The organism is Exiguobacterium sp. s5 (assembly GCF_018618075.1).
Classification (GTDB): Bacteria; Bacillota; Bacilli; order Exiguobacteriales; family Exiguobacteriaceae; genus Exiguobacterium; species Exiguobacterium mexicanum_A.
The window spans coordinates 31,090-54,079 of record NZ_JACSLK010000001.1 but is presented as its reverse complement, the minus strand read 5'-3'; the positions used below and the strand labels follow the sequence as shown (position 1 = coordinate 54,079).

The following is a 22,990-nucleotide window of genomic DNA, read 5'->3' as shown; positions in this document are numbered from 1 at the left end:
TCCGAGCATCAGGTTTGCCCCCGTTGGTTCTTTTTCCACCACACGAACAAGAAAATCCCCATCCCGACGAACAAAATCAGCATCGAGTAAATCAATTGTTGTTCGAGCGGCAAGCTTGTTTGGGCGAACGCATATTGCGGTCCAAACAAGAGAATCGGTATGATCAGATTGATCCATGTTTTCGTCCAAACCGAGACGATGAGCAACGTGACGACGGCAAGGCCGAGTAACACGAGTTGACCGGTTGGGCCGAACACGATCGTTGGGGTCTCGACGAAGATGTCGAGCACCATCAGCCCGAGGAATAACGTCATCGGCATCGCGGCGAGCGCAATGTATATCATCCCGTTTTTGAATTTACTTTCTTTCGAGCGGACCGACATGTTGCGGAACGCTTGTGAAGCGGCGAGTAAGAACAGGACAGCGACGAGCGGGAATCCGATCAATTGAACTGTCGAGAACATCATCTCCCCTTGAATGAAATTAGCGATGATGATGTAGGCGAACACGTTCGGGATGATCATCGTAACAATTTTGACGAATCCCTTCACATCAAACGTCATCTCGCTTCCGAGGTGTTGCATGTAGTCTTTCGGGCTCTGGGCGACGACCTCGTCCACACCTTTTCCCGCTCGTTCCGCTTCCTCGAGATGGTCTTTTAACTCCTCGACAACTTCTTTCACTTCATCTTCCGACTTACCGCTCGACATGAGATAGACCGCCAAGTCATCCAAAAAATCACGACTCTTTTTTGAAAGTTCCATCTTCATTCTCCTCTCCGAGTACGCGGTCGACACCGCTTGACACTTCCGCCCAACGTTGTTTGAAGGCGAGCAACTCTTGGTGCCCCGCCTCCGTCAAAATGTAATATTTTCGTTTCGGTCCTCCTGATGGCAACGCCTTTTGGACCGTCTCGACCCACCCTTCTTTCTTCATCCGTAACAGGACCGGGTAAATACTGCCCTCGCTCACCATCGTGAAGCCGTACGTCTGCAACTTCTCCGACATCTCATAGCCGTACGTCTCTCCTTTATCGATGATGGCCAACAGGCAACCTTCGAGCAATCCTTTTAACATTTGACTCATCGCCATGGCGTGACCTCACTTTCGTTAAACTAACTTGTTATACACAATAGTAATGGAAGGCACTACCAATTGCAACTACTTTGTAAAACAAGTTAGTTGCGCATCGAGAGGTTTATTTTTTCAAATCAGGTGAATACTTCTTAAGGTGAAGCAAAAAGATAAAGGAGTGTTTGAATATGCATACCGATTTTACAAAGATGTACATTGATGGCCAATGGGTCGAAGGGTCAAGCGACAAATCGATCGATAACACCAACCCGTTCACGGACGAGACATTGTTCTCGATTCGTTCGGCCGACGAGTCCGATCTCGACAAGGCTTATGCCGTTGCGAAAGAAGCACAAACCGAATGGGCGACGATGCTGCCACAAAATCGACGGGCCTTGATTGAAAAGTTCGCCGAAGTGACGTTGCAGCATAAAGATGACATCATCGACTGGCTCGTCAAAGAGTCGGGCAGCACGCGCATCAAAGCAGAAGGCGAATTTTTAGCCTCGATGGCGATCATTAAGGAAGCAGCGACGTTCCCGTTCCGCATGGACGGGCTCATCAAGCCGTCAATCGTCCCGAATAAAGAGAACCGGGTCTATCGGAAACCGCTCGGCGTCATCGGCGTCATCAGCCCATGGAACTTCCCGTTCCACCTCGCGGTCCGCTCAATCGTCTCCGCCCTCGCGACGGGGAACACCGTCGTCGTCAAACCGGCTACGGCGACACCGGTCACAGGAGGTCTCCTCTTCGCCTCGCTTTTTGAAGAAGCGGGTCTTCCGAAAGGCGTCTTGAACATCGTCGTCGGTCGCGGTTCTGAGATTGGGGACGCCATCGTCGAGCACCCGGTGCCAAAACTCATCTCGTTCACCGGTTCGACCGAGGTCGGCAAAGGGATCGCCGAGAAGGCCGGACGCCTGTTGAAAAAGACAGCGCTCGAACTCGGTGGGAATAACGTCTTCGTCGTCTTAGACGACGCCGACATCGACCGTGCCGTGGAATCGGCCGTCTATTCGAAATTCTATCACCAAGGGCAAATCTGTATGTCGACGAACCGAATCCTCGTCGCCGAGTCGATTCACGATGAATTCCTCAAAAAATTCGTTGATCGGGTCCGTGCCTTGAAGTTCGGCAACCCGAACGAATCAGACACACAAGTCGGTCCACTCATCGACCACGACCAAGTCGACCGCATCCTTGATCAAATCAAGCAGACGGTCGACGCCGGTGCGACGCTCCAGGTCGGCGGCAACGCTGACGGGAACGTGCTCGAGCCGACTGTCGTGAGCGGTGTCACGAACGACATGCCGCTCGCGAAAAATGAGATTTTCGGACCGGTCGCCGTCATTCTGTCGTTCAAGGACGACGCCGAGGCGCTGAAACTCTCGAACGAGTTGCCATACGGACTGAGCGGTGCCGTCCACGGTTCGATTTACCGTGCGACCGAGTTCGCCCGCCAAGTCGAGACGGGGATGATTCACGTCAACGACCAATCGGTGAACGACGAGCCGCACTTGCCGTTCGGTGGGGAAAAAGATTCGGGTCTTGGTCGTTTCAACGGCGAGTGGGTGCTCGAGGAGTTCACGACGCTCCAGTGGGTATCCGTCATGCACGAACGCCGGGAATACAAACCATTTTTCTCTTAAACAGCAAAAAGCGTGTTGGTCCGCGAACGGATCAACACGCTTTTTTTAGACTTTCTTCACGAATTCTGATTTGAGCTTCATCGCGCCGAAGCCGTCAATCTTGCAGTCGATGTCATGGTCCCCGTCGACGAGACGGATCCCTTTCACTTTCGTGCCTTGTTTGACGACGAGCGACGTCCCTTTCACCTTCAAATCTTTGATGACCGTGACTGTGTCTCCGTCTTGGAGCACATTTCCGTTCGCATCTTTGATTTGCGCGTCTGCTTCCGCTTCGGCTACCTCGCTCGGCGACCACTCGTAGGCGCATTCCGGACAGACGAGCAAGCTCCCGTCCTCATACACATAAGTCGACTGACATTTTGGGCAATTCGGTAGTTCTGTCATACTGATTCCTCCATTCGATACACTGTTCCCAGTATACCGCAATTTTAGAAGTTCGACAGCTAGCGGTCAGCCTTCTTGCGGAGTCTCGGGGCCTTTCAAATCAAGCTGATAAAACGATAAGTCCAGCCATTTGCCAAACTTGTATCCGGCTTTTTTAATCGTGCCTGAATGGACGAACCCTAATTTTTCATGGGCTTTGACGCTCGCGATATTGGCGGCATCGATCCCACCAATCATCGTCTTCACTTCCCGTTCTTCACCGATGCGGATGATTTCACGGAGCAATTTATTCCCGATTCCTTTCCCCCGATAGCCGGGATGCACGTACACCGAGTGCTCGACCGTATACTGATAGGCCGGCCATGGACGGAACGGGCCGAACGTGGCAAATCCCATGACGACATCGCCTTCCTCCCATACGATGATCGGGAGCCCGGACGCTTTTTTGTCTTCGTACCAAGCGACACGATTTTGAAGCGTCACCGGCTCGTAATGGTAAACAGCTGTACTGTTGACGATTGCGTCATTGTAAATATGTAAAACGGCTTGAAGGTCGTCTCGACGGCAGTTGCGAATCATGAGGACACCATACTTTCTATAAGTTTTCTTTATTATACTTATCTCGATTTCAAAATACACGTAACGATTTGCTGCCACAAAAAAAAAGTCAGCCGTTTCGACTGACTTTTTTACCTTAGGCTGCCAAACGATCACACATCGATGCGCACTCGAAACAGACGCGCGCACATTCCTGACAATGTTCGTGCTTATGTTTCTCACACTCTTGGGCACACGCCTTACAGACGACCGCACAAGCCCGGGCCAGTTCCGGTACGAACGCCGAATCCCGTGTCATCGCCTCAGCGAGGAATGAACAGATTGCAGCGCACTCACGATCGAGTCGGATACAGTCGACCATCATCTTCACGTCATGTTCCTCGAGACAAGATTCAAGACAGTAATTGCACGTCTCCACGCAATCGTGCAACGTTTCCAGTTCGTTCGCATAAATTCGATGAGCCATGTATTCGTCCTCCTTTTGAATGACTACACAACGACAATACGTTACTGTTGTTCCCTAATCTTCAAAAGAAAAACGACCGTCGACTAACGTCTCGGGTCGTTCACGAATGTACGATATAGGTAGGCGACACCGTTCAACCAGCGCTCCGAATACCGCTTCGGCATGAAACGGAGGCGGTAGAGCCGATACATCCGCTTCAAATCTTCCCATTGGTGATCGACTTGTTGCCCTTGTCGGAATCGCGCCAAGTCAATCAAATAGAGTCGGCCGTCCGGCGTGAGGATGAGGTTGCGCAAATGGACATCGGACGGGGTCAACCCGAGTCGCCGGGCCGCTATGAGCGCCTCATCGACTTGCTTGATGTACGCGGGGTCGATCCAAATGCCTTCAATCAAACATTCAAACAGTGTCTTCCCTTCGATATAGTCGATGACGATATAGTTCGGACCCGCTTCGTACAGACCCGGGAATTGTGGCAATCCCTCGAGCTTCCGATAGATCACGGCTTCCTCGGCCGCGATGTGCGTATAGCCAGGGAAAAACACTTTAATGACGAGTCGTGTAGATTTTATGCGGAACACGGCAGCACTGCGCCCGATCCCGTGCAGTTCGAGGTCAGGATGATAGGCGGTCACACGCGTGTCTTGCCCGTGTCGCTCAAACGTGACGCCCGCATATTGTTCATAATGATTCATAGAGCACTCCTCTTTTTCGGTTCATCTCTTTCCTATCATAACTGAAATCACTTTCATTTGACTCGGTCCGCGTCCGTCCGATACGCCCAATAAGTGACCCATCCCCCGATTATCTCTATAATGAAAGCGACAGACAATGAGGAGGAATCAATCATGCAACGTATCGAACTGACAGAAGACTTATCATTCTCACGGATCATCCACGGCATGTGGCGTCTCGCTGAATGGGATATGAGCCCGCAGGAACGTCTCACGTTCATCGAGCAATGTATCGAACTCGGAATCACGACGTTCGACCACGCCGATATATACGGCGGCTATACATGTGAAGGACTATTCGGGGAAGCACTTCGCCTCAATCCTTCACTTCGCGATCAAATCGAGATCGTGACGAAGACTGGCATTAAACTGACAGGTTCCTTCAACCCAGGGCAAACAATCAACCATTATGATACGACGAAAGAGCATATCATCCGTCAAGCCGAGCGTTCACTCAAAGAGCTCGCCATCGACCAGATTGACACGCTGTTGATCCATCGTCCCGATCCGCTCATGGACCCGGACGAAGTCGCTGAGGCATTCATTACGTTACAACGAAGTGGAAAAGTCCGGACGTTCGGTGTCTCGAACCACGTACCGGCAACCCAACAGTTGCTCCAGTCACGCTTGCCGTTCCAACTCGTGACGAATCAGCTCGAACTTTCACCGATGCAACTGAAACACTTCGAAGATGGTTCTGTCGACCTATGCCACGAGAAACGGATGCCGCTCATGGCGTGGAGCCCGCTCGCCGGCGGTCAACTGTTCACCGAGTCACAGTATGCGCCGCTTCGCGAGAAACTCGAAGACATCAGTGACCGCCACGAAGCGAGCGGTATCGATGCAGTCGTTTACGCATGGCTTTTGAAACACCCTGCCAAGATCATGCCGATCGTCGGATCTGGGAAAATTGACCGAGTCAAGACCGCCGTCGGCGCGCTCGATATCGAGCTCACCCGTGAAGAATGGTTCGAAATTTTGAAGGCAGCCCGCGGCCGCGACGTCGATTGAAGGTAAAAATAAACAAATAAACCCTGATTGGTTCCATCCTTGATTTTTTAAATAGTTTCATCATTTTCAAGAACGTGGCCATTCAACGGTTCGTTCGTCAAAAATCGACATGTTCACAAGAGTGAAATTCCATTTCATATCCATAAGTGTAAAACAAGCCCGCTCAGTTCAAGTTGAGCGGGTTTTTTGATTTTTTTTAAAAAAAACACATTAATTTTCCTAAGACTAAAGTCACAAAAAAATGGTGCTAAAATGATGAAAGTTAATCATCAAAGGAGTGCACCCCCGTGAAAAAGTACTTGATTCTTTGTACGCTCGCCATGTTGTTCGTCCTTTTTGGATGTGAAGAAGAACATGCCTTTCGTTTACATACAGCTCCAGAGTACTATCAAGGTCGCGCTACCCTGCCATCAGGACAACAAATCGAGATGACCGAGTCCGATCGGACGAACGTCCTCGATGCTTGTTATCCAGAGGACGCGCTATCCCGTATTCCTGACGGAGAACGTCACTTGATCGGGACGGTCACATTGACCCAACCGCTGATCACGACATCCTCGACCGATGTCTTTCCGACCGCCACTTTTTTTGAAGTGGACAATCAAGCCTACGTCCAGTGCCAAGCCGAGACGATCACGTATATGAAACAAATCGACACGTTGCCGAACAGTCTCATTGCGTATCGTGACCACGCTGTCCCGTCTTCAGCAACGTCAAAACTACGAAACGCCCAACCGCACGAACGGATCCATTTCACAGAGGAAATGACTAAACCCGTCGGCAACGAGCCATATCCGAAACGGAGCGGGCTCGAGCAGACGCTCGTTCACGTGACGATGCCGTTCAATGGCTCTTTCGAATTCACGTTCGAATCCCCGGAAACATATGAGACGGTCACGTTGCCGATTAACGAAGCATCGCGCCAACCTTTCCTCTCCCTCGCCTTAGGTACCGAGGTGTCTCAAGATACAAAACAATACGGGCTTCATTTGTCATCTGATCAAACCTTGTATGGGGATGTGCTTCGACCGAAAGACGCGAGGTTCGACCGCATGCTTGGCGCTCGTCAAGCGAGCACGCTCCCGACGACACTCATCCCGAATGAGCGATATCCTTTGTTCAGCTTTTCATTCATCCGTGACGGGAAACCGCATAAACAAGTCGTCTCAATCACCTATCGAGAAGAAACGTTGCTTCGCGGCGATCGGTTGAAAACGAAGATGCGCCAACAATTTGCCCACCGCCGGCATGTCGTGACACATGACTTGGCGCTGCTCGGAACGGAATCCAAGGACGCATCGTTCTTGCATCACGCCAATGCCGAGGCCGTCCAATTCGTGTTCCAAGCGATCGATCGTTCGAAAGCTGTCGCCACGGCCGGGACCCCGGCCCCGACTCCCTATTTGACCGTTTTCGAGGGTATTTGTGCGCAGACGTTCGATGTCAGCTATAACGGAGACGATGTCTTTTTGACGAATACGTTGACAGGGTCACATTTCAAACTGCTCCGCGCCGATGCCGAACGTTGGCACGACTTATTCAATGAGCAACAGGGCTAACCCCTTTCCTAAAGACAGACCGGTATGAACCGGTCTGTCTTTGCACGTTTTCTAGGCAAAATCAGAAAGCATCCATCGGTCGCTATGCGACAATGACAGCAAACGATGTAAAGGAGAGAATTCGATGACGAAACGATTCGAGCGCGACGTCGCCACACATTGGCCCGTCGCTTATAAGCAACCTGGATATCCACACCTACAACAAGGTTGGGTCTTGCCCCCTGAGCGAAAAAACGAGTTCGACCCGTTCATCTTGATGGCCGAGGACTGGTTCAAACGCGGCACGTTCTCGGACCACCCGCATCGCGGTTTCCAAACGATCACCTACGTCATTGACGGACGACTCGAACATATCGACAACCATGGCGGCCATTCGATTTTAGATGCCGGTGACGTCCAGTACATGAATGCGGGCTGGGCGGCCCGACACGCCGAGGAGGCCGTTGCTGATGACTTGATTCATACGCTGCAACTATGGCTCAATTTACCGAAAGCGCTCAAAACGACTACGACGTCTTATCAAAACGTGTACGTCGAAGACGCCCCGGTCGTGCCAATCGACGGTGGACAAGTCCGTGTCTATTCGGGTGAGGTCGCCGGTGCGACAGGCCCGATGGACAGCCTTGTCCCGATCACAATGAGTGAAGTCAGCTTAAAGGAAGGTGAAGTCTATGAGCACGTCATCCCCGTGAATCATAACGCCTTCGTCTATATGCTCGCCGGTTCGGTCGAACTCGGGACGTCCGCGACACCGCTCGAGAAGACGCACGTAGCGACGCTCACGTTCGACGAGACGGCCGAGGGTGAGAGCGGACTCCGCATAAAAGCAACGTCACGCACGAAACTGCTTGTCTATTCAGGCAAACCGATTCGAGAAGACTATATCGCTCACGGCCCGTTCGTCATGAACACCGAGGATGAGATTCGCCAAGCGTTCCGCGACTATCACGCCGGTGTGTTCGGTCCCCCGGCCGTCAAATAAAATAAGCCGCGCCTGAGGCGCGGCTTATTGTTTGTCCGGCATGAGCACCGTCTGTTGTGTCGGAACCCGACCAATCGGGACGGTCCGCTCGACGAGGACGTAGCGTTTCCCGTCCACTTCAAACTTCCGGTCGCCGAGATAATGGGCCGACTTCCCGTCTTCATACAGTTTCGTCAGGATTGCCGGCACATACTCATTCAGATTCGTATAATGCTCGTCTAGCGTCATGACGATGTTGCCTTTGCCATAACCCAACCATTGGTTCGACATGAATAACATGAGCGAAATCGTCCCGATGACACCGATGACTAAAATGACTGTCTCCATCAAATCCTCCTCATTCCACTTTCAAAAATTGCGCATCATAGCGGCGCGCCAAGACGAGCACGAGACCGATCAAGAGTGCTGATGAGATGGCTGGCACAAAGTCCGGTACCGTATCTCCCGCGCTCAAGAAATCGAATGTCCCGTGGAACAGGATGACCGGTCTCTCCTTTCTACAGCTGCTTCACGACGACTTGACGTTTCGGTCGGAATCCGACCTGTTCATAAAAAGCCGCAGCCGCTTCGTTCACCGACCAATAATCCAATTCGATAGATGGGAACCCGTGCGTGATGGCAAAGCGTTCCACTTCATCCATGATCAAACGTCCATACCCTTTTCGCTTCGCTTCCGGGTTAATACTGATTTGATGCACGTACAGCGTGCGTACTGCTTGCCGAAATGCGTTCGCCTCACTCACCCGCTCTTGAAAACAGACGTATCCGATGACGTCAGCATCGACCTCTGCCGTGAAGAAATGATAATCGTCTCGCGCCATCATCTCCGAAAACGCCGCTTCCATCGCCGCGTGATCGTAAGATGCAAAGAAGGACGGCGCCAACTGAAGATGATGTTCATGGATGGGACGATTCAACGTCGCAATCAATGCCGCATCGCCGGTTCGTCTCAACTGCATCATAACGATCCCGATCCCTCGTTCCCATAGTCTCGTGTCTCAGTGACTCCGTGCGGTTTTTCATACCCGCGCAACGTGTGGTTCGAACTGACGGTCTCTCTTCCGCTCAAACGGCGCTGAATGGGACGGGCCAGCCAGTAACCTCCAAACAGAGAGGCCGGAAAGACGATAAAGGCGGTGCCGAGAAAGACATAGAAATAAGACTCCTCGGCTGTTAAGACGAAGTGACTGACTCCGTAACGCAGTCCGAAAAACAAACCCACGAACACGACGGCGACGAACGCGTACTCGATACACTTGCCAAGAAATTGTTTCATTCCGTTCCCCCCTTAAATAATTACCATTCTTTACGAGGGGAAATGGAAAAAGGTTTCAAATTTGTTTTCTGGATCCATACCATATTGTAGCCGCCCGCTCCGTCGCCGATACCCAATCTTGTTTCCCTTGGATGTAACTTTCGATATCGTCCGGATGTTGACTCGCCAACTGCTGCTTGAGCGCCGCGTACTCGTCCCGCACGTCCGGGAATGTGACCAAGTAGTCACGAAAGGCGAGATGCCGGATGACGCCGTCATCCCCGTCCTCGAACATGTGGACGTGGAAAGTCCGAACCTCCTCGCCTTTCGCAAAGAAACGGCGTCTCGGGATGCCGTGTTCGCCAAAACTCCGATAACCGAGCGCTTCCATATGACCGACCCAGTCGTCGATTCGCTCGATTTGCCGCACGACCGGCATGATGTCGATAATCGGCTTCGCGTCGAGCCCGGGGACCGACGTACTGCCAATGTGATGAATCGCGACGAGTTCGTCTTCGAACAATCGCTGGAGCTTGGCCGCCTCTTCTTCGAATTTCGTCGCCCATATCGGGTCATATGGGATGACTTCTACTTTTCTCATCGTCCTAATTCCTCCTTCGGCTAATTCGTTCCTTCTCTGTCATCATACCCGTTTTCCGAATCGTTTAGAAACGGACCCCGCCGACGGGAAGGTTTGTCACGACTCAAAATGGGAAATGCTAATACTAATGAAAACAGAACTGGAGAGTGAACCGTATGTTGACACAGAAGCAGATCGATACGTTCAAGGAGCGTCTATTAAAAGAAAAAGCGAAGACCGAAGGATATATGGAAAATCGGGAAGAGGTATACGACGAAGGGGAACTGTCGCACTATGATAATCACCCGGCCGATTCCGGGGAAGAGCTCTTTTTGCGTGAACGCGACCAAGCGCTCACGGAGCTCGATGAAGACTTTTTGAGTGATGTTGACAAGGCACTGCTCGCCATCGAGAAAGGCACGTATGGAAAGTGTGAGGTGTGCGGGGAAGACATCGAGTTGGACCGCCTAGAGGTGATCCCGGAAGCGACACTCTGCATCAAGCATGCGCGTGAACAAGAAGAAGACGAGCATCAGACCGACCGTGAACGCCCGGTCGAAGAAGACGTGCTCAACCCGTCCGAGACAGCCGCCCGCAAACAGCTCGATGGGACGGATGAGCCTGGCCAAAGCACCGACGCGTTCAGTCAAGTCGAGGATTTCGGGAGCTCGGATACGATTGCTGATAGCGAAGGCAATCACGACCCGACGCGAGAATAACGTAGGCCATTGCGTGAGCGGAAGGAGTCCATCTCCTTCCGCTTTTTCATGACCATAAACAGCTGTTTTCCCCATCCTATATCTTCCCTGTTTTCAAGCCACATGATACGATGTGTAAAAATACATCTTAGGAGAATTTATGCATACAAAAGAAACGTTTTCTGAGCTGATTTCCAGCAAACTCAAACTGATTCGGACGGAACAAGGATTATCCCAAGAAGAACTCTGTACGCTCGTCGGTATCTCAAAAAAGACATTGATTCAAATCGAGAAGCGACGCCTGAACGCGAACTGGACGACGACCGTCGCCATCTGCGCCTTGTTCAATCAAAGTCCCTATCTGCACTCATTGATTGGCGACCATCCGATCGAGTTCATCCGCCTCGTCGCGCATACCGATCCAACGTTGGCGACGAAGACGTTGGGCGGACACGTCTGGTGGACGACGATCGAGCATCAAGGGAAATATCGGATTCAACAGAATATGGTCAGTCAACATTACCGGATTCTCGACCACGACGACTTTCGCTGGTTCAGCACGTTCGACCGCGACGAGGCGTTCCAAAAGCTGTTCGAACTGCGAACGACACATGATGAGCAGGCTTGAAGAAATGACACAAAAAATGACGCAACGAATTTCGTTGCGTCAATAAGTGGCTTTAATGGGCGACGCGCCACCGAGTACTTCGGCGACCTCCATCGGGTTGACCGTGTTTCCGGCCGAACTGGATGAGTAGGCATATTCGCCTTTATGCACTTCGAAATGGAGGTGAGGACCTGACGAGTTACCGGTGTTGCCGATTTGGCCGATGCCTTCGCCTTGGAGCAACGCCTGTCCTTTTTTCACTTCGATTTTATGCATGTGCGCGTAGACCGTGGTCCATTTCTGACCATCGATTTCGTGCTCGATGAAGACGTGCTTGCCGTAAGGACCACCTGACTTGACGTCGGTGACCGTTCCGGCCGCGGCCGCGTAAATCGGTGTGCCGACGTTCGCGGCGATATCGAGTCCGTTATGGAACGTGTACCCGAACTGTCCGCTCGCAGCGCCATAGCCTTGTGACAGACGACCGGTCGCCGGCATCATGAACTTCTCAGGCGCTAACGCTGCCGCTTGTCGTTTCAAATCTTTCAACTCGGCGGCCCGATGTTTCAATTGCTTGTAGGCGGCTGAATGGGTCGAGCGGGCCTTCTTGTGCTCTGCGTCCACTTTGGCCTGTTCGTTCTCTAATTTTTCTAACGACCGAGTCGTCGCCGCTTGTTTCTCTTTCAAGTCAGCCTCGGTCTTTTCAGATGCCGCCGCTTCCGCTTTCGCGCTCGGAAGCACAGTCGATAGCACTTGTTTGAACAGGGATGGATCATCCGTCTCGGGATTCAGCGCCGTCTCGTATGACGCGAGTTGCGCGTTGGCACGATCAATCTTCTTTTGTATCGCGTTCTTTTTTGCTTCCACCGCTTCAGCGCGGCGTTTGGCTTTCGCGACCGATTGTTTTGAGGTATGAAGCCGCTGTTCGGTCTGTTCGAGCGATTTCGTCGCCTTGACGAGGTCTTGCGGGGTAAGTTGATCCGCCGATACGGCTGAAGTCCCTGAAAAAATCAGGACGCCTGTACCGACGGTTACGAGTAGTTGTTTCCACATATATTGATAAAAACCTCCAAATAGGATGATTCGCTAGCTATATAAAAAGCTACAAGTGCGAATATAGCATCCATGTTTGAAAAGTTCAATATATGAAGCATTTCATTTGTATGTCGAACATGTCAAAACGGTGAGTCGACCCTCCACAAACTTCACTCAAACTTCATACGTCCTATCGCGGTCACCGTTTTCGTTTCAATACGATTATGACAATACTGAGGGCGGCGCAGACGGTCAAGGCCGGGCCACCGATTAAAAAGAACCGGGTGCTGGCTGATGACAAGTTCGTCGTCAGTCCGAGGATTGTGAACAAATTCCCGACAATCAGCAGCACCATCAGGACGGGCAAGAAACGATGCATCACACGATACCTCCCGGTTTGACCATCTCGAATTGAGCGATGGCGTCCTGCACGAATCCGAGTCGGCGGGCTGCCTCGATCAAGGCCGGACGATCCGAAGTGAGCGTCAGTTTAATCGGACCGGCCGCTGCTGCCGCTCGCAACAACCATTCCGCATCTTCATCCCGACCAAACACATCAAGGAGCAAATCGCCTCGGAAAAGGAGGGATCCTGTCGTCTCGCCCTCACGGACTCGCACAAGCTCAGCCTGTTGTTGGGTCGTACGAACGTCGACTTGCCAAATCGGTCGGTGGGTCGCAGACGGATAATACGTCTCGAATAGCTCGGTGATCGGTTCCGGTTCGAGCGACGCCTCCGTCTCGGTCGGTACAGATTGGAAGTACATAATTTCTCGAACTGTTTCATAGCCGAGCCGTTCATAAAGCGTGAGTGCTGGTTCGTTCCCTTGGATGACTTCAAGCAGGCGTGTGCCCATCGCTTGTTCATCGAAGCGGCGCATCAACTCGTTCGCGATGCCGAGGTGTCGATAGCCAGGGGCGACCGCCAAGCCACCGCAACGAGTGACCCACCCCGAATCCAGGTGCGCCACGCCGCTCAACATGACGGCAACAGGACGATCGTCCGCATAGGCGACGACGGAACGGGATGGCTGGTTTTGATCGCGGACGAGAAACACCGCCTCAAATCGAGCCTCATCCATGTCAAAATGAATCATATAATCGGAAAAACCATCCATGAAAGCACGGTAAAGATCTGCGAGCGGTGGATTTTGGACATAAGAAATGATTGGTCTCGCCATCGTGCTCAGTTCCTTTCGAGTTAGAGTTCAGTATACTAGAAGAGTCAACTTACACCGAGGAGGAATCCGGATGTCAATCAAACTCGAACCACTCCGTGACGCCCATTGGCCTGTCTTGGAGACATTTTCCCTACCGCTCGACCAAGAGAAATATACGACGCTCCCAACAGATCTCGATTCGCAGTTGCCAGACGGGGTGTACCCTGTCGTCATCACGACCGATGAGCCCGTTGGCTTCTTTCTGCTCCACGACACGGAACGGGTCGCCTCTTACACGGAGGCGCGAGATGCGTTATTGCTCTCGATGTTTTCCATCAATCATCCGGCTCAAGGAAACGGCCACGCCAAAGCGGCGCTCCGTCTCTTGCCGAGTTATGTCCGGGAGCACTTCACCGATAAACACGAGGTCGTCCTGTCAGTCAATCTCAAAAATGAGCCGGCCTTCTCGCTCTATCAAACTGTCGGCTTCGTCGACACCGGCCGCTTGATCGACGGACCGGTCGGACCCCAACGCATCATGTCGCTGCAGGTATAAGTTCGCCGGGTAAGATGCTGTAGACGGCTGTGTCCGTCAAGCGTTTTCCGTCAGCGGACAAGTCCTCGTTTCGGAGCGTGCCTTCCAACTGAAAGCCGAGCCGTTCCGGAATCATTCGACTTCCTTCATTGGTCGACTCGCATTGGATTTCAATCCGCTGGAAGCTGAAGTGGGCGAATCCGAAACGGACGATCGCCTCGACCGCCTCGCTCATATAACCGTGGCCGGTGTGTTCCGTGTGAAGCCAATAGCCGACTGCAGCCTTCCGTACGTCCCAGTCAATCTCAAACAGGCTGACCGTCCCGACGAATGTCCCCGTCTCCCGTAAAAAGATGAGATACCGAAAACTCTCGCCTGTTACATAGAGTTCCTGTGCCCGCTTCAAGTTTTCTTCCGTCTCGGATAACGTCGGCACTTCTTGCGCGAACGGAAGCCAGCGCTTCAGTTCATCATGCGACTCCCGAATCGCCTCGTTGACGATACGGGCATCTTCTCCGGCGCGAGGTGCCCGCAAGTATAACCGTCCGGTCTCAATCTGGAGCGGTGTATCTGTACGTTCAACGTTCATCTCGTCATTCCCCCCTCTTCACTTGCGAAAACACCAAACCAAAAGACTACCTAAACCGAGCACGAGCAATACGTTCAGCAGTTGCCAAATAAAATCAATCATGAGACCCGCCTCGGTCGCTCGAAGAGTTCACCCCAAGGCCCGTCAAGACTTGCTCCCAATAACTTGTCGGATGGGGCACGAGATCTTGCTTCGTCACGGTCCGTGTCTCCCCTGAGATTGCCGAGATCGACTCAACCTCCGCATGCTTGCCGGCCAAGAGCGACCGGAACGCCGCAAAATCGACCGTGACGACATCGGCCACTTCCGTTTCATCTAATGTAAACGGTTCTCCCGCGTACGCGTAGACATATGTATGGGCGAACTCTCGATCCAAAAATGTCCCTGTCTCGATCACGTCTTCGAAGACGCCGAGCGGAGTCAGTTGATCGAACGTCAGGTCGAGCCCGAGCTCTTCATGAATCTCCCGCACCCCGTCCCGAACGGTCTCTCCGGCCGCCAAATGCCCGGCTGCCGTGATATCGAACAATCCGGGAAAATCTGCCTTCCGTTCGCTTCGAAGTTGCAGGAAGAGACGGTCGTGGGCCGTCATCCAACAATGGAACGTTTCATGCCAGTCCCCGTCCCGGTGTACATCGGCGCGTGACTTCAACCCAACTTTCTTCCGCCGGTGGTCTACGACCGTGATGAATTCCATTATCGCGTCACTCCATCCTCTAAAAAAGTGATTGTCCCTGACGTCGCATCGAGTTCGACATCGATGCCGATGGGGAACACGTGTGACGGAAACGTATGCCCGATATCAACGTTCGTCAAAATCGGGAAGTCGACGTCTCCGAGCACTTCGAGCAACAGCTCCTCAAACGTGAACGGTGCGCCGGCCGCATCGAAATGTTCATGTTTCCCGATGACGAGTCCATTGATTTGATTGAACACTCCGGCCAGTTTGAGCATACTGAGGGAACGTTCCTCGTCTGCCATCGTCTTGAACGAGTCTTCTAAAAACAGGATGACCCCGTCCATGTCTGGAAAATAGTCCGACTTCAAGAAGCCGGTCATCGTGTTCATGTTCCCACCAATCAACTTGCCACGAGCCTGACCTTCTCGGAGAGTGAGCCAGCCATCATTCGGGCGGAAATTTTTCTCCCGGTCCTGCGTCGACCAATCGATCATCTGCTCGGTCCACTCTCGGGGAACGTCGAGTGTGTAAGGCGCCGTCCGCTCCAAACAGAGTACCTCTCGCACGTAGCGCTCCCCGTCCGCAAACATCGTCTCGTATTCCCCGAACGACGGGACGATGGCTGGACCGTAGAACGTCGTCACGCCCGTCTCCGTATAGCAGGCGAGGAGGAGTGCTGTGACATCGCTATACCCCATGATAATTTTCGGATGTTGTCGCAACGCCTCGTAATCGATATACGGTAAGAGTGAGTTCGAGTTCGTTCCCCCAATCGTGCTGATGATCGCTTTCACGTCATCATCACGCAGCAGTTCATTGAACTCCTCGGCCCGTTCTCGGATCGAGGCCGAGCGGTATCCTTCTGAACGGTGCGTGCACCGTCCTTCTCGAACGAGAAATCCCATCCGCTTTAGCTGTTCAATTCCTCGCGTATACCGTTCCGGAAAACGGACCGGTGCCGGAAACGAGGGCGTGATGATTCCAATCGTGTCCCCTGCCCGTAACGCCAGCGGTTGTTTACTTGTCCCCAACATCATCGCTCCCTCACGTTCGTTTCATTCACTGTACGGGTTCCAAGAGTCGGCTGACAACCTATCCTAAAACAAATCAGGGTCTTCCGAGAGTGTCCGTACCTTTCGAATTTTCTGCGGGCGACCAATCCAACCGAGCAAAAGAAAGAAGAATCCGCCCGCCACGATACAAAATAATCCGACCAATCCCGCGATGATGCCATTGAATCCAAACCGTTCTCCGCTCAAGACAAGCAAGAATGGCGAGCAGATGAATGCGACACCTAACATCATCAGTCCGCCCCATATGCGTCGCCGCGGAAAACCGATTGTCCACCATCCGAACGCCACCAATCCTGAAATGATCAAACTAACCAGCCCGACTAGAATCATCGTCAGCGCCTCCACTCATCAAATTGTCTTGTTTTATTCCGCATCACCGATTCAAATTCCTGTCAAAAGAACCCTATAGGATTCCTGTAATCCGGGTAAATAACTAATGGAAACCATCGTACCGGAATGACACAGAGGAGGAACACCATGAGAACCCGACTCATCTTTGCTCTGGCATTTATCGGTCTTTGTTTAGTGGCAGTGTATTGGATTAGTACATGGGACGACCATCAAATCGAGGGACGGATTGAGCAAATCGATATCCCGCAATTGATGATTGGTCCGAGTGACGTCTCAGGCAGTGAGGTGAAGTTGCAGACGATTTTAATCAATGATCAGACCGAAGTAACCGGGAGTGCGGACGACGTGCAAGAACTCCGAGTTGGTCAAGTCGTCACGGTGGAGCTCGACCGGGACGCAAAACTCAAGATTGCCGTGTCAATCCATGTAACACCGGATTAAGCGACACGGCTTTTTTTCAGAAAACGAGCATAGTTTTCATAGAACGGTGGAATATGAGAACAGGAAGCTGAAAGGAGCGAATTGAATGATTTCAAATACATTGTTATCGGGGAAAGTCGCGTTCATCACAGGCGCGGCATCCGGAATCGGACGCGCCGCCGTCATCCGGTTCGTCCAGGCGGGGGCGAAAGTCGCCATCATCGACTTAAAATTGGAAGATGCCCAGCAACTCGCGAGTCTGATTGGAGAAGAACGGGCCATCGGCATCAGTGCCGACGTCGGGAACGAAAACGAGATGAAACGGGCGTACGAACAAACAGTCGAACGTTTCGGCCGTGTCGACATTGTCTTCGCGAACGCGGGTCGTAATGGGACGATCACGCCGATCGAGCATTTGGCGCTCGAGGATTGGAACGGTGTCGTCGAGACGAACTTGACGGGCACGTTCTTGACGGTGAAACATGCCATCCCTTACTTAAAGGAACGAGGCGGCAGCATCATCATCACATCATCCATCAACGGAAACCGTTATTTCAAAAACTTCGGTTTCAGCGGCTATGCGACGACAAAAGCCGGACAGACCGGATTCGCCAAAATGGCTGCAGCCGAGCTCGCCCAGTTCGGCATTCGCGTCAACTCGATTTGTCCCGGGGCCATCGATACGAACATCGATGACTCGACGAACCGAGACGACGCCTTGCTCGAGGAAGTCGTCATCCCGATTGAATACCCGGAAGGGAATCAGCCGCTCGCCGGCAAGTCAGGCACGGCCAAACAAGTCGCGGACGTCGTGTTGTTCTTCGCGAGCAACATGTCGAGCCACGTCACCGGTTCCGAGGTGTACGTCGACGGCGCCGAATCTTTGCTTTAACGACAACAGGTCGCCCCGCGGGGCGACCTGTTTATTTGAGGATCGGGCTTTTCATGACCGCTTTCTGATAGAACGGGATAAAACCTAAACGCTCCATATTGCGGCCCGAGGCCGTATCGACTTTCGTTGTGACGGTCACATACTGACAACCCGCTGCTTTCGCGGCGGCGATCCGCTCCAAGATGAGCTGTGTCTGGTAACCTTTGTTTCGGTAAGCTGGGATTGTGCTCGTCAAAAACAATTCCCCCATCCCGTCCTGGATAGCAAGAATACCGCCGGCGACAGCCGTCTCGCCTTCGCGGACGAGAAACGCCTGGTTTTCCGGTAACGCGTAGAAGCCTTTCGCGGTATCGATCGTCTCTTGCATGACCGTCCCAGTCTCGGCAAAGCCAGCCGCGATGGCCCGGGCCCATTCGTTTACGTTATCGGCGTTCACCCGTTCGACCGCGTCCGGTTCATCTGATGGGAACACGAACGCATTCACGTCGAGCAACCAGACGTCGAGGAAGTGGTCGAGCGTATAGTTTCGTTCTTGCAGCAACCGAAGGAGCGACATGTCCGCGAGTGGACAGACCTCGATATGTAGGCGGGACACGTTCTTCCCGCGCACCCACTTCTCCATCTGGTGCAAATCGTAAAAACTGGTCGGTCGATTCAACCCGAAGCCGACCGCGAAACTCGTATTGCCCATCCGGAAGACGTGGCCCTTGTTTTCAACAATCAATTCCGAACCTTCATAGGGAGGGGTCTGTTTACGATGCCGAATATAGGCAGACGTCCCTTCCGCTTTGATGCGTTCGATTCGCCTGGCTAGCTCTAAGCGTCTCATCTCATTCCCTCCCTACTAATCTCCCCTGAGTTTACCACACTTCGATTGCGAACAGATTGTGATTCCGTTACAGCCGGACCTCATCGACGACAAATGACGACGATCCTTCGATTTCTTCGATGAAGTGCGATCCGAACAGCATCGCCGGTGTGAAGCTACCAGGGATGACGCGGCCCGATCCGACAAGACGCTTCACGACCTCAAGTGCGCCGTACACGGTGAAGGCATACGTGCTCGCCGTCTTGATACGGACGATCACTTTACGTCCTGAGGCGTCCGTCGCCTCGCCCCAGACATACGTCGAGGAGCGTTCCCGTTCTGACTCGTCCGGTCCGCTCACGTGCTCATCGACATAACGGAGCAGTTTCCCTTGCACCGCGTCGCTGCCGAGAATCGGACCGAACCAAGATAAGAGACGCGCCCCGTAAGCGTAAGCCGTCGGGACCGGGACCCACGTCGTGATGTTCGGGATGCCCGTCGTATAATAGGCGGTCGAGACATCCCCCCATGGAATCGCAAGTGCCGTTTTCTTGCCGCGTCCGAAATCGATGTGACGGCGTTTCGCCCCGAGCGGGAATGGTGTCAATTCGCCATCTTTTCGTTCGGCACTGCTCGACCCTAGCCCACGGATCGCTGTTTTCAGCGTCCCGCGTGAGATACCGGCGGCCGCCGAGAAGCCAAGGGCTAGATTCGTCGCGTCCGGCATCAGCTCTTTCAACTTGCGGGCCACACAGTCGGTCGGGATGACGTCGAAGCCGACACCCGAACAAAGCAACACGCCGGCTTCTTGCGCGAGCTTAGCCCGTTTCTTCGAGTGGATGTATTCGAACACTTCGATTTCCCCGGTAATATCCAAGTAATGCGTCTTCGTGGCGAGGCAGGCCTCGACCATCGGCCGACTCGTATCGGCGAACGGTCCGGCACAGTGTAACACGAGGTCGATGTCTTCCAATTGGCGTGTCGCCTTATCGAACGACAAGTTAAAGACGCGCGTCTCACACGCGAGCTCTTCCCCGAGCTTGGCGATCGCGTCCGCACGCCGACCCGCGAGCACCGGTGTCATCCCTTCTTTTACTGCTTGCCGGGCAATCAACTCACCAGTATATCCGTTCGCCCCATAAATCATCCATTTCATCACGATTCCTCCTTCAACTCTACAAACATGTCTTTTCTTTGTTCCCTATCCTGCCAACTTTCACCCGTATAAACGATGCATCACGTCTTGCAACACACCGACCAAATAGACGACGCCAACAGCCATCACTATGACACCGACGGGGATGACGAGACTCGACCACACCTGCCTTGTCCCGAACCGACAGCCCTTATATGTCAAGTAGCGATCAATCGCCCAATATAATAGCGCCGCCCCTAAACTGAGCCAGAGCAAGACGAGCCCGAACCCGATATGTAACCCAAACGAGACGAGCGGCCCGAACCGCTTCGACATCCGGCGTGTCACCCAATCGCTGAACACCGACATCAACACGCCGTACGTGACGATGACCGGAAAACTGACTGCTAAATAAGTTGCCGTCAGCACCAGAAGCCCGTTCACCGTATCGCTCACCCTACCGCTGTCCGGATGTTGCAGGATGACGACCCAACACGCCAACAAGAGTGCATAAATCGGAGCCGTGAGCGACGCCGCGACAATTTTCCGAGCCCACATGCACGTTCCCCCCTTCTTCCACTCCAACTTTACACGACCCATAAAAAAAGCGCACAAAAAAACCAGCCTGTTTAAAGGCTGGCCAAATACTTAGTTGTTCGCAGCTTCTGCCGCTTTCGTGCGGACCGTCTGCATCGCTTCTGTCCATGGGACGAGCTGGTCGAGCATGTCGTTGACCGATTGGACTTGTACGTCTTTCGGTGCGAAATGTGTGCCGTTCTCGAAATCTGTGAAGAGCGAGAGCGCTGGATGGACACGGACGTGGGCGATCAAGAGCTCGCTCAACACGCCGCGTAAGTGTTCCGTCGCACGCGCACCGCCGACCGAACCGTATGAGACGATGCCGGCTGCTTTGTTATGCCATTCGTTGCGTAAGTAGTCGAGGGCGTTTTTGAGCGCACCTGTGATCGAGTGGTTGTATTCTTGGACGATGAAGACGAAGCCGTCCATCTCCGCGATTTTCTCAGACCATGCTGCGGCACCTGTTGCGTCGCCGCCTGGCTCGCCGAGAAGCGGGAGGCTATAGTCTGCGATATCGATGATTTCATAGTTGGCGTCACCGCGTTTGTCCGCGAGTTCTTTCACCCATTCTCCGACTTGCGGGCTGACGCGTCCTTCACGAGTCGATCCGAGTACGATTCCAATTTTCAACATGTTAGTTCCTCCTTGTGAGTTGGTTGGTTCCTCTTGTTTACCGAACAAACGATTTAAAAAGCTCATTTCATGCCCTCATATTCTTTCTCAAACGTTTTTGTGCTTCTGACCGTATCAATCGGTCGAACCATCGCTTCAATCTGTTCCCGCTTCGGTTCTAAGAACGGCGGGAGTGACAATTTTTCACCGACCGTCTCATACGGTTCATCGCCCATGAATCCTGGTCCGTCCGTTGCCCATTCGAACAGGATTTGCGGCGCGACTCGTGCATAAGACGATTCGAAGAAGAAGCGGTCGACATAGCCTGACGTCGGTAACCCGAACTGTTGCAAGCGTGCCGTCCATTCATCGAGGACACTGCGGTCATCGACACGGAAAGCGACGTGATGCACGGTTCCGAACCCTTGGCGCGCGACTGGTGACGTCTCGTCATGAATGACGACGACTTGCGCTCCGTTTCCACCCCCACCTCCTTCAAAGAGATGCGCGTCGCCTTCTTGTCCGATCTCTTCGAACAACATGACTTGCTCCATCACTTGTTTGAAATACGTAAAGTCCGCGATGCGGATGAAGATTGGACCGAGACCCGTGATGGCGTAATCGAGCGGGACCGGGCCGTTTTGCCACGGTTCGCCTGACGCGACGCCGACGTTGAACTCATCTGAGATGAGCTGGTACGCCTGTTCGTCGAAATCGACGAACGAAAGCGTCTTCTTGCCGAACTGCTCGGCGATGCCTTCATGCTTCACGCCGAGGCGGTCGAATCGACGTTCCCAATACGTGAGCGCCTCGTCGGTCGGGACGCGGAACGACGTCTTGGCGATCTCGTTCGTCCCGTGCACGCCTTTCGGGATGCCCGGGAAATCAAAGAACGTCATATCCGTTCCAGCGCTGCCTTTGTCATCGGCGAAAAATAAGTGGTACGTCTGAATATCGTCTTGGTTGACCGTCTTTTTGACGAGACGCATCCCAAGGACGTTCGTGAAGAAGTCATAGTTCTTCTCGGCGCTGCTCGTAATCGCCGTCACGTGGTGAATCCCTTTTACATGGTTCATTAAAATCGCTCCTTCAAAATCTTGATTTCGAGATAATTAATTAAAATTTTTTTGCCGCTTCGGCACGTTTGCCGACCGTCTTCAATTGAGTAATCGTGTCTGCTAAATCGAGTCCGTCGAACAGCTCGTCCATTCGTTTTTCATGGGCTGGGAAGATGCATGACATGAGGCCATGCCCTTCTTCAGTCAGCGCCGCATATGTGACACGCCGATCGCTCGGACAGGCTTTGCGTATCAAGTAGCCTTTCGCTTCGAGTCGGTCGACGATGTACGTCATGCTCCCGCTCGTCAATAATACCTTTTTGCCGATCGTTTGAATCGGTTGGTCGCCTTTATGGTACAGCAATTCCAGGACCGAGAACTCGGTCGGATTCAGCCCGTACTCGGCGACTTCATGCTTGACCACGTCTTGAATCGATTGCGAGGCTCGAAGCAACACCGTGATCGCTTTCAACGTTTGTCGTTCTTCCATGTGTTCCCCTCCTCTGCCGAGA

32 protein-coding genes are annotated in these 22,990 nt (G+C 52.9%); 9 read left to right on the top strand and 23 right to left on the bottom strand.

Annotated elements, in window-relative coordinates; translation table 11 throughout:
• Positions 1-8: 8 nt before the first annotated feature.
• Both KNP60_RS00370 and KNP60_RS00365 read right to left on the bottom strand, forming a co-directional pair.
• On the bottom strand, positions 9-764 hold the full coding sequence (locus KNP60_RS00370; protein WP_214796489.1) for an HAAS domain-containing protein: 756 nt from the start codon (positions 762-764) through the stop codon (positions 9-11).
• Positions 739-1,092 (bottom strand): PadR family transcriptional regulator, encoded by a 354-nt coding sequence (locus tag KNP60_RS00365; protein WP_034779645.1) that lies wholly within the window; start codon positions 1,090-1,092, stop codon positions 739-741. Before KNP60_RS00365 ends, KNP60_RS00370 begins: the two co-directional genes overlap by 26 nt.
• A 170-nt stretch (positions 1,093-1,262) precedes the next feature.
• Between KNP60_RS00365 and KNP60_RS00360 the strand changes: the two genes are divergently transcribed.
• On the top strand, positions 1,263-2,720 hold the full coding sequence (locus tag KNP60_RS00360) for an aldehyde dehydrogenase family protein (protein WP_034779648.1): 1,458 nt from the start codon (positions 1,263-1,265) through the stop codon (positions 2,718-2,720).
• A 45-nt stretch (positions 2,721-2,765) separates the two neighbouring features.
• On the opposite strand, the gene KNP60_RS00355 is transcribed toward KNP60_RS00360, so the two are convergent.
• The 4 genes from KNP60_RS00355 to KNP60_RS00340 form a co-directional block, all read right to left on the bottom strand.
• A complete protein-coding gene (locus KNP60_RS00355; protein WP_034779649.1) occupies positions 2,766-3,104 on the bottom strand; it encodes a zinc ribbon domain-containing protein YjdM in 339 nt (112 codons plus the stop codon).
• Positions 3,105-3,170: 66 nt separating this feature from the next.
• Positions 3,171-3,683, bottom strand: coding sequence for a GNAT family N-acetyltransferase (locus KNP60_RS00350; RefSeq protein WP_034779652.1), 513 nt, complete (start codon positions 3,681-3,683; stop codon positions 3,171-3,173).
• A gap of 115 nt (positions 3,684-3,798) precedes the next feature.
• A complete protein-coding gene (locus KNP60_RS00345) occupies positions 3,799-4,128 on the bottom strand; it encodes a four-helix bundle copper-binding protein (protein ID WP_034779654.1) in 330 nt (109 codons plus the stop codon).
• An 83-nt stretch (positions 4,129-4,211) separates the two neighbouring features.
• On the bottom strand, positions 4,212-4,823 hold the full coding sequence (locus tag KNP60_RS00340) for a serine/threonine protein kinase (protein WP_034779656.1): 612 nt from the start codon (positions 4,821-4,823) through the stop codon (positions 4,212-4,214).
• 153 nt (positions 4,824-4,976) lie between these two features.
• Here KNP60_RS00340 and KNP60_RS00335 point away from each other — a divergent pair, with 153 nt between their 5' ends.
• The 3 genes from KNP60_RS00335 to KNP60_RS00325 all read left to right on the top strand — a co-directional run bounded on the left by KNP60_RS00335 (position 4,977) and on the right by KNP60_RS00325 (position 8,414).
• Positions 4,977-5,873 carry an aldo/keto reductase gene (locus KNP60_RS00335; RefSeq protein ID WP_034779659.1) on the top strand — a complete coding sequence of 299 codons (897 nt, stop codon included), beginning with the start codon at positions 4,977-4,979 and terminating at the stop codon, positions 5,871-5,873.
• A gap of 287 nt (positions 5,874-6,160) precedes the next feature.
• On the top strand, positions 6,161-7,432 hold the full coding sequence (locus KNP60_RS00330) for a hypothetical protein (protein ID WP_233004880.1): 1,272 nt from the start codon (positions 6,161-6,163) through the stop codon (positions 7,430-7,432).
• Positions 7,433-7,556: 124 nt separating this feature from the next.
• Positions 7,557-8,414 carry a pirin family protein gene (locus tag KNP60_RS00325; protein WP_034779660.1) on the top strand — a complete coding sequence of 286 codons (858 nt, stop codon included), beginning with the start codon at positions 7,557-7,559 and terminating at the stop codon, positions 8,412-8,414.
• A gap of 24 nt (positions 8,415-8,438) precedes the next feature.
• Here KNP60_RS00325 and KNP60_RS00320 read toward each other — a convergent pair whose 3' ends face one another.
• The 4 genes from KNP60_RS00320 to KNP60_RS00305 all read right to left on the bottom strand — a co-directional run bounded on the left by KNP60_RS00320 (position 8,439) and on the right by KNP60_RS00305 (position 10,270).
• The gene (locus KNP60_RS00320; protein ID WP_034779662.1) at positions 8,439-8,741 is read right to left on the bottom strand and encodes a hypothetical protein; all 303 of its coding nucleotides are present in this window, start codon (positions 8,739-8,741) and stop codon (positions 8,439-8,441) included.
• A gap of 170 nt (positions 8,742-8,911) precedes the next feature.
• Positions 8,912-9,376: a GNAT family N-acetyltransferase gene (locus tag KNP60_RS00315; protein ID WP_034779664.1), complete on the bottom strand. Its 465-nt coding sequence runs from the start codon at positions 9,374-9,376 to the stop codon at positions 8,912-8,914.
• A complete protein-coding gene (locus KNP60_RS00310; RefSeq protein WP_034779666.1) occupies positions 9,373-9,690 on the bottom strand; it encodes a hypothetical protein in 318 nt (105 codons plus the stop codon). The genes KNP60_RS00315 and KNP60_RS00310 overlap by 4 nt, the downstream gene beginning before the upstream one ends.
• A gap of 55 nt (positions 9,691-9,745) precedes the next feature.
• On the bottom strand, positions 9,746-10,270 hold the full coding sequence (locus tag KNP60_RS00305) for a GrpB family protein (RefSeq protein ID WP_034779668.1): 525 nt from the start codon (positions 10,268-10,270) through the stop codon (positions 9,746-9,748).
• Positions 10,271-10,425: 155 nt separating this feature from the next.
• Between KNP60_RS00305 and KNP60_RS00300 the strand changes: the two genes are divergently transcribed.
• Both KNP60_RS00300 and KNP60_RS00295 read left to right on the top strand, forming a co-directional pair.
• The gene (locus KNP60_RS00300) at positions 10,426-10,968 is read left to right on the top strand and encodes a TraR/DksA C4-type zinc finger protein (RefSeq protein ID WP_034779670.1); all 543 of its coding nucleotides are present in this window, start codon (positions 10,426-10,428) and stop codon (positions 10,966-10,968) included.
• Positions 10,969-11,107: 139 nt separating this feature from the next.
• Positions 11,108-11,575, top strand: a complete 468-nt coding sequence (locus KNP60_RS00295; protein WP_034779672.1) for a helix-turn-helix transcriptional regulator — start codon at positions 11,108-11,110, stop codon at positions 11,573-11,575.
• Between the two features lie 39 nt (positions 11,576-11,614).
• Here KNP60_RS00295 and KNP60_RS00290 read toward each other — a convergent pair whose 3' ends face one another.
• The 3 genes from KNP60_RS00290 to KNP60_RS00280 all read right to left on the bottom strand — a co-directional run bounded on the left by KNP60_RS00290 (position 11,615) and on the right by KNP60_RS00280 (position 13,768).
• Entirely contained in the window at positions 11,615-12,607 is a 993-nt protein-coding gene (locus tag KNP60_RS00290; RefSeq protein WP_034779674.1) for a M23 family metallopeptidase, read from the bottom strand.
• A gap of 181 nt (positions 12,608-12,788) precedes the next feature.
• Positions 12,789-12,971: a hypothetical protein gene (locus KNP60_RS00285; RefSeq protein ID WP_152567766.1), complete on the bottom strand. Its 183-nt coding sequence runs from the start codon at positions 12,969-12,971 to the stop codon at positions 12,789-12,791.
• A complete protein-coding gene (locus tag KNP60_RS00280) occupies positions 12,968-13,768 on the bottom strand; it encodes a GNAT family N-acetyltransferase (RefSeq protein ID WP_214796487.1) in 801 nt (266 codons plus the stop codon). Before KNP60_RS00280 ends, KNP60_RS00285 begins: the two co-directional genes overlap by 4 nt.
• A gap of 70 nt (positions 13,769-13,838) precedes the next feature.
• On the opposite strand from KNP60_RS00280, the gene KNP60_RS00275 reads away from it, so the two are divergent.
• Positions 13,839-14,303 carry a GNAT family N-acetyltransferase gene (locus KNP60_RS00275; protein WP_034779680.1) on the top strand — a complete coding sequence of 155 codons (465 nt, stop codon included), beginning with the start codon at positions 13,839-13,841 and terminating at the stop codon, positions 14,301-14,303.
• On the opposite strand, the gene KNP60_RS00270 is transcribed toward KNP60_RS00275, so the two are convergent.
• The 4 genes from KNP60_RS00270 to KNP60_RS00255 form a co-directional block, all read right to left on the bottom strand.
• Positions 14,284-14,871, bottom strand: a complete 588-nt coding sequence (locus tag KNP60_RS00270) for a GNAT family N-acetyltransferase (protein WP_034779682.1) — start codon at positions 14,869-14,871, stop codon at positions 14,284-14,286. The two genes, KNP60_RS00275 and KNP60_RS00270, sit on opposite strands and share 20 nt — an antisense overlap.
• A gap of 94 nt (positions 14,872-14,965) precedes the next feature.
• The gene (locus KNP60_RS00265) at positions 14,966-15,568 is read right to left on the bottom strand and encodes an NUDIX hydrolase (protein ID WP_152567767.1); all 603 of its coding nucleotides are present in this window, start codon (positions 15,566-15,568) and stop codon (positions 14,966-14,968) included.
• Positions 15,568-16,581, bottom strand: coding sequence for a S66 family peptidase (locus KNP60_RS00260; protein ID WP_235420227.1), 1,014 nt, complete (start codon positions 16,579-16,581; stop codon positions 15,568-15,570). Before KNP60_RS00260 ends, KNP60_RS00265 begins: the two co-directional genes overlap by 1 nt.
• Positions 16,582-16,647: 66 nt before the next feature.
• The gene (locus KNP60_RS00255) at positions 16,648-16,953 is read right to left on the bottom strand and encodes a hypothetical protein (RefSeq protein WP_034779689.1); all 306 of its coding nucleotides are present in this window, start codon (positions 16,951-16,953) and stop codon (positions 16,648-16,650) included.
• Positions 16,954-17,100: 147 nt separating this feature from the next.
• On the opposite strand from KNP60_RS00255, the gene KNP60_RS00250 reads away from it, so the two are divergent.
• Positions 17,101-17,415, top strand: a complete 315-nt coding sequence (locus KNP60_RS00250; RefSeq protein WP_034779691.1) for a hypothetical protein — start codon at positions 17,101-17,103, stop codon at positions 17,413-17,415.
• Between the two features lie 85 nt (positions 17,416-17,500).
• Positions 17,501-18,286, top strand: coding sequence for an SDR family oxidoreductase (locus KNP60_RS00245; protein ID WP_214796485.1), 786 nt, complete (start codon positions 17,501-17,503; stop codon positions 18,284-18,286).
• 31 nt (positions 18,287-18,317) lie between these two features.
• On the opposite strand, the gene KNP60_RS00240 is transcribed toward KNP60_RS00245, so the two are convergent.
• From KNP60_RS00240 to KNP60_RS00215, 6 genes are all read right to left on the bottom strand, one after another.
• Positions 18,318-19,115, bottom strand: coding sequence for a GNAT family N-acetyltransferase (locus tag KNP60_RS00240; RefSeq protein ID WP_034779697.1), 798 nt, complete (start codon positions 19,113-19,115; stop codon positions 18,318-18,320).
• Positions 19,116-19,182: 67 nt separating this feature from the next.
• Positions 19,183-20,250, bottom strand: a complete 1,068-nt coding sequence (locus KNP60_RS00235; RefSeq protein WP_214796483.1) for a saccharopine dehydrogenase family protein — start codon at positions 20,248-20,250, stop codon at positions 19,183-19,185.
• A gap of 60 nt (positions 20,251-20,310) precedes the next feature.
• Positions 20,311-20,787: a hypothetical protein gene (locus tag KNP60_RS00230; protein WP_214796481.1), complete on the bottom strand. Its 477-nt coding sequence runs from the start codon at positions 20,785-20,787 to the stop codon at positions 20,311-20,313.
• A gap of 90 nt (positions 20,788-20,877) precedes the next feature.
• Positions 20,878-21,507: an NADPH-dependent FMN reductase gene (locus KNP60_RS00225; protein WP_214796479.1), complete on the bottom strand. Its 630-nt coding sequence runs from the start codon at positions 21,505-21,507 to the stop codon at positions 20,878-20,880.
• Positions 21,504-22,496: a ring-cleaving dioxygenase gene (locus KNP60_RS00220; RefSeq protein ID WP_214796477.1), complete on the bottom strand. Its 993-nt coding sequence runs from the start codon at positions 22,494-22,496 to the stop codon at positions 21,504-21,506. The genes KNP60_RS00225 and KNP60_RS00220 overlap by 4 nt, the downstream gene beginning before the upstream one ends.
• Positions 22,497-22,536: 40 nt before the next feature.
• The gene (locus KNP60_RS00215; RefSeq protein WP_214796475.1) at positions 22,537-22,968 is read right to left on the bottom strand and encodes a MarR family winged helix-turn-helix transcriptional regulator; all 432 of its coding nucleotides are present in this window, start codon (positions 22,966-22,968) and stop codon (positions 22,537-22,539) included.
• Positions 22,969-22,990 lie beyond the last annotated feature (22 nt).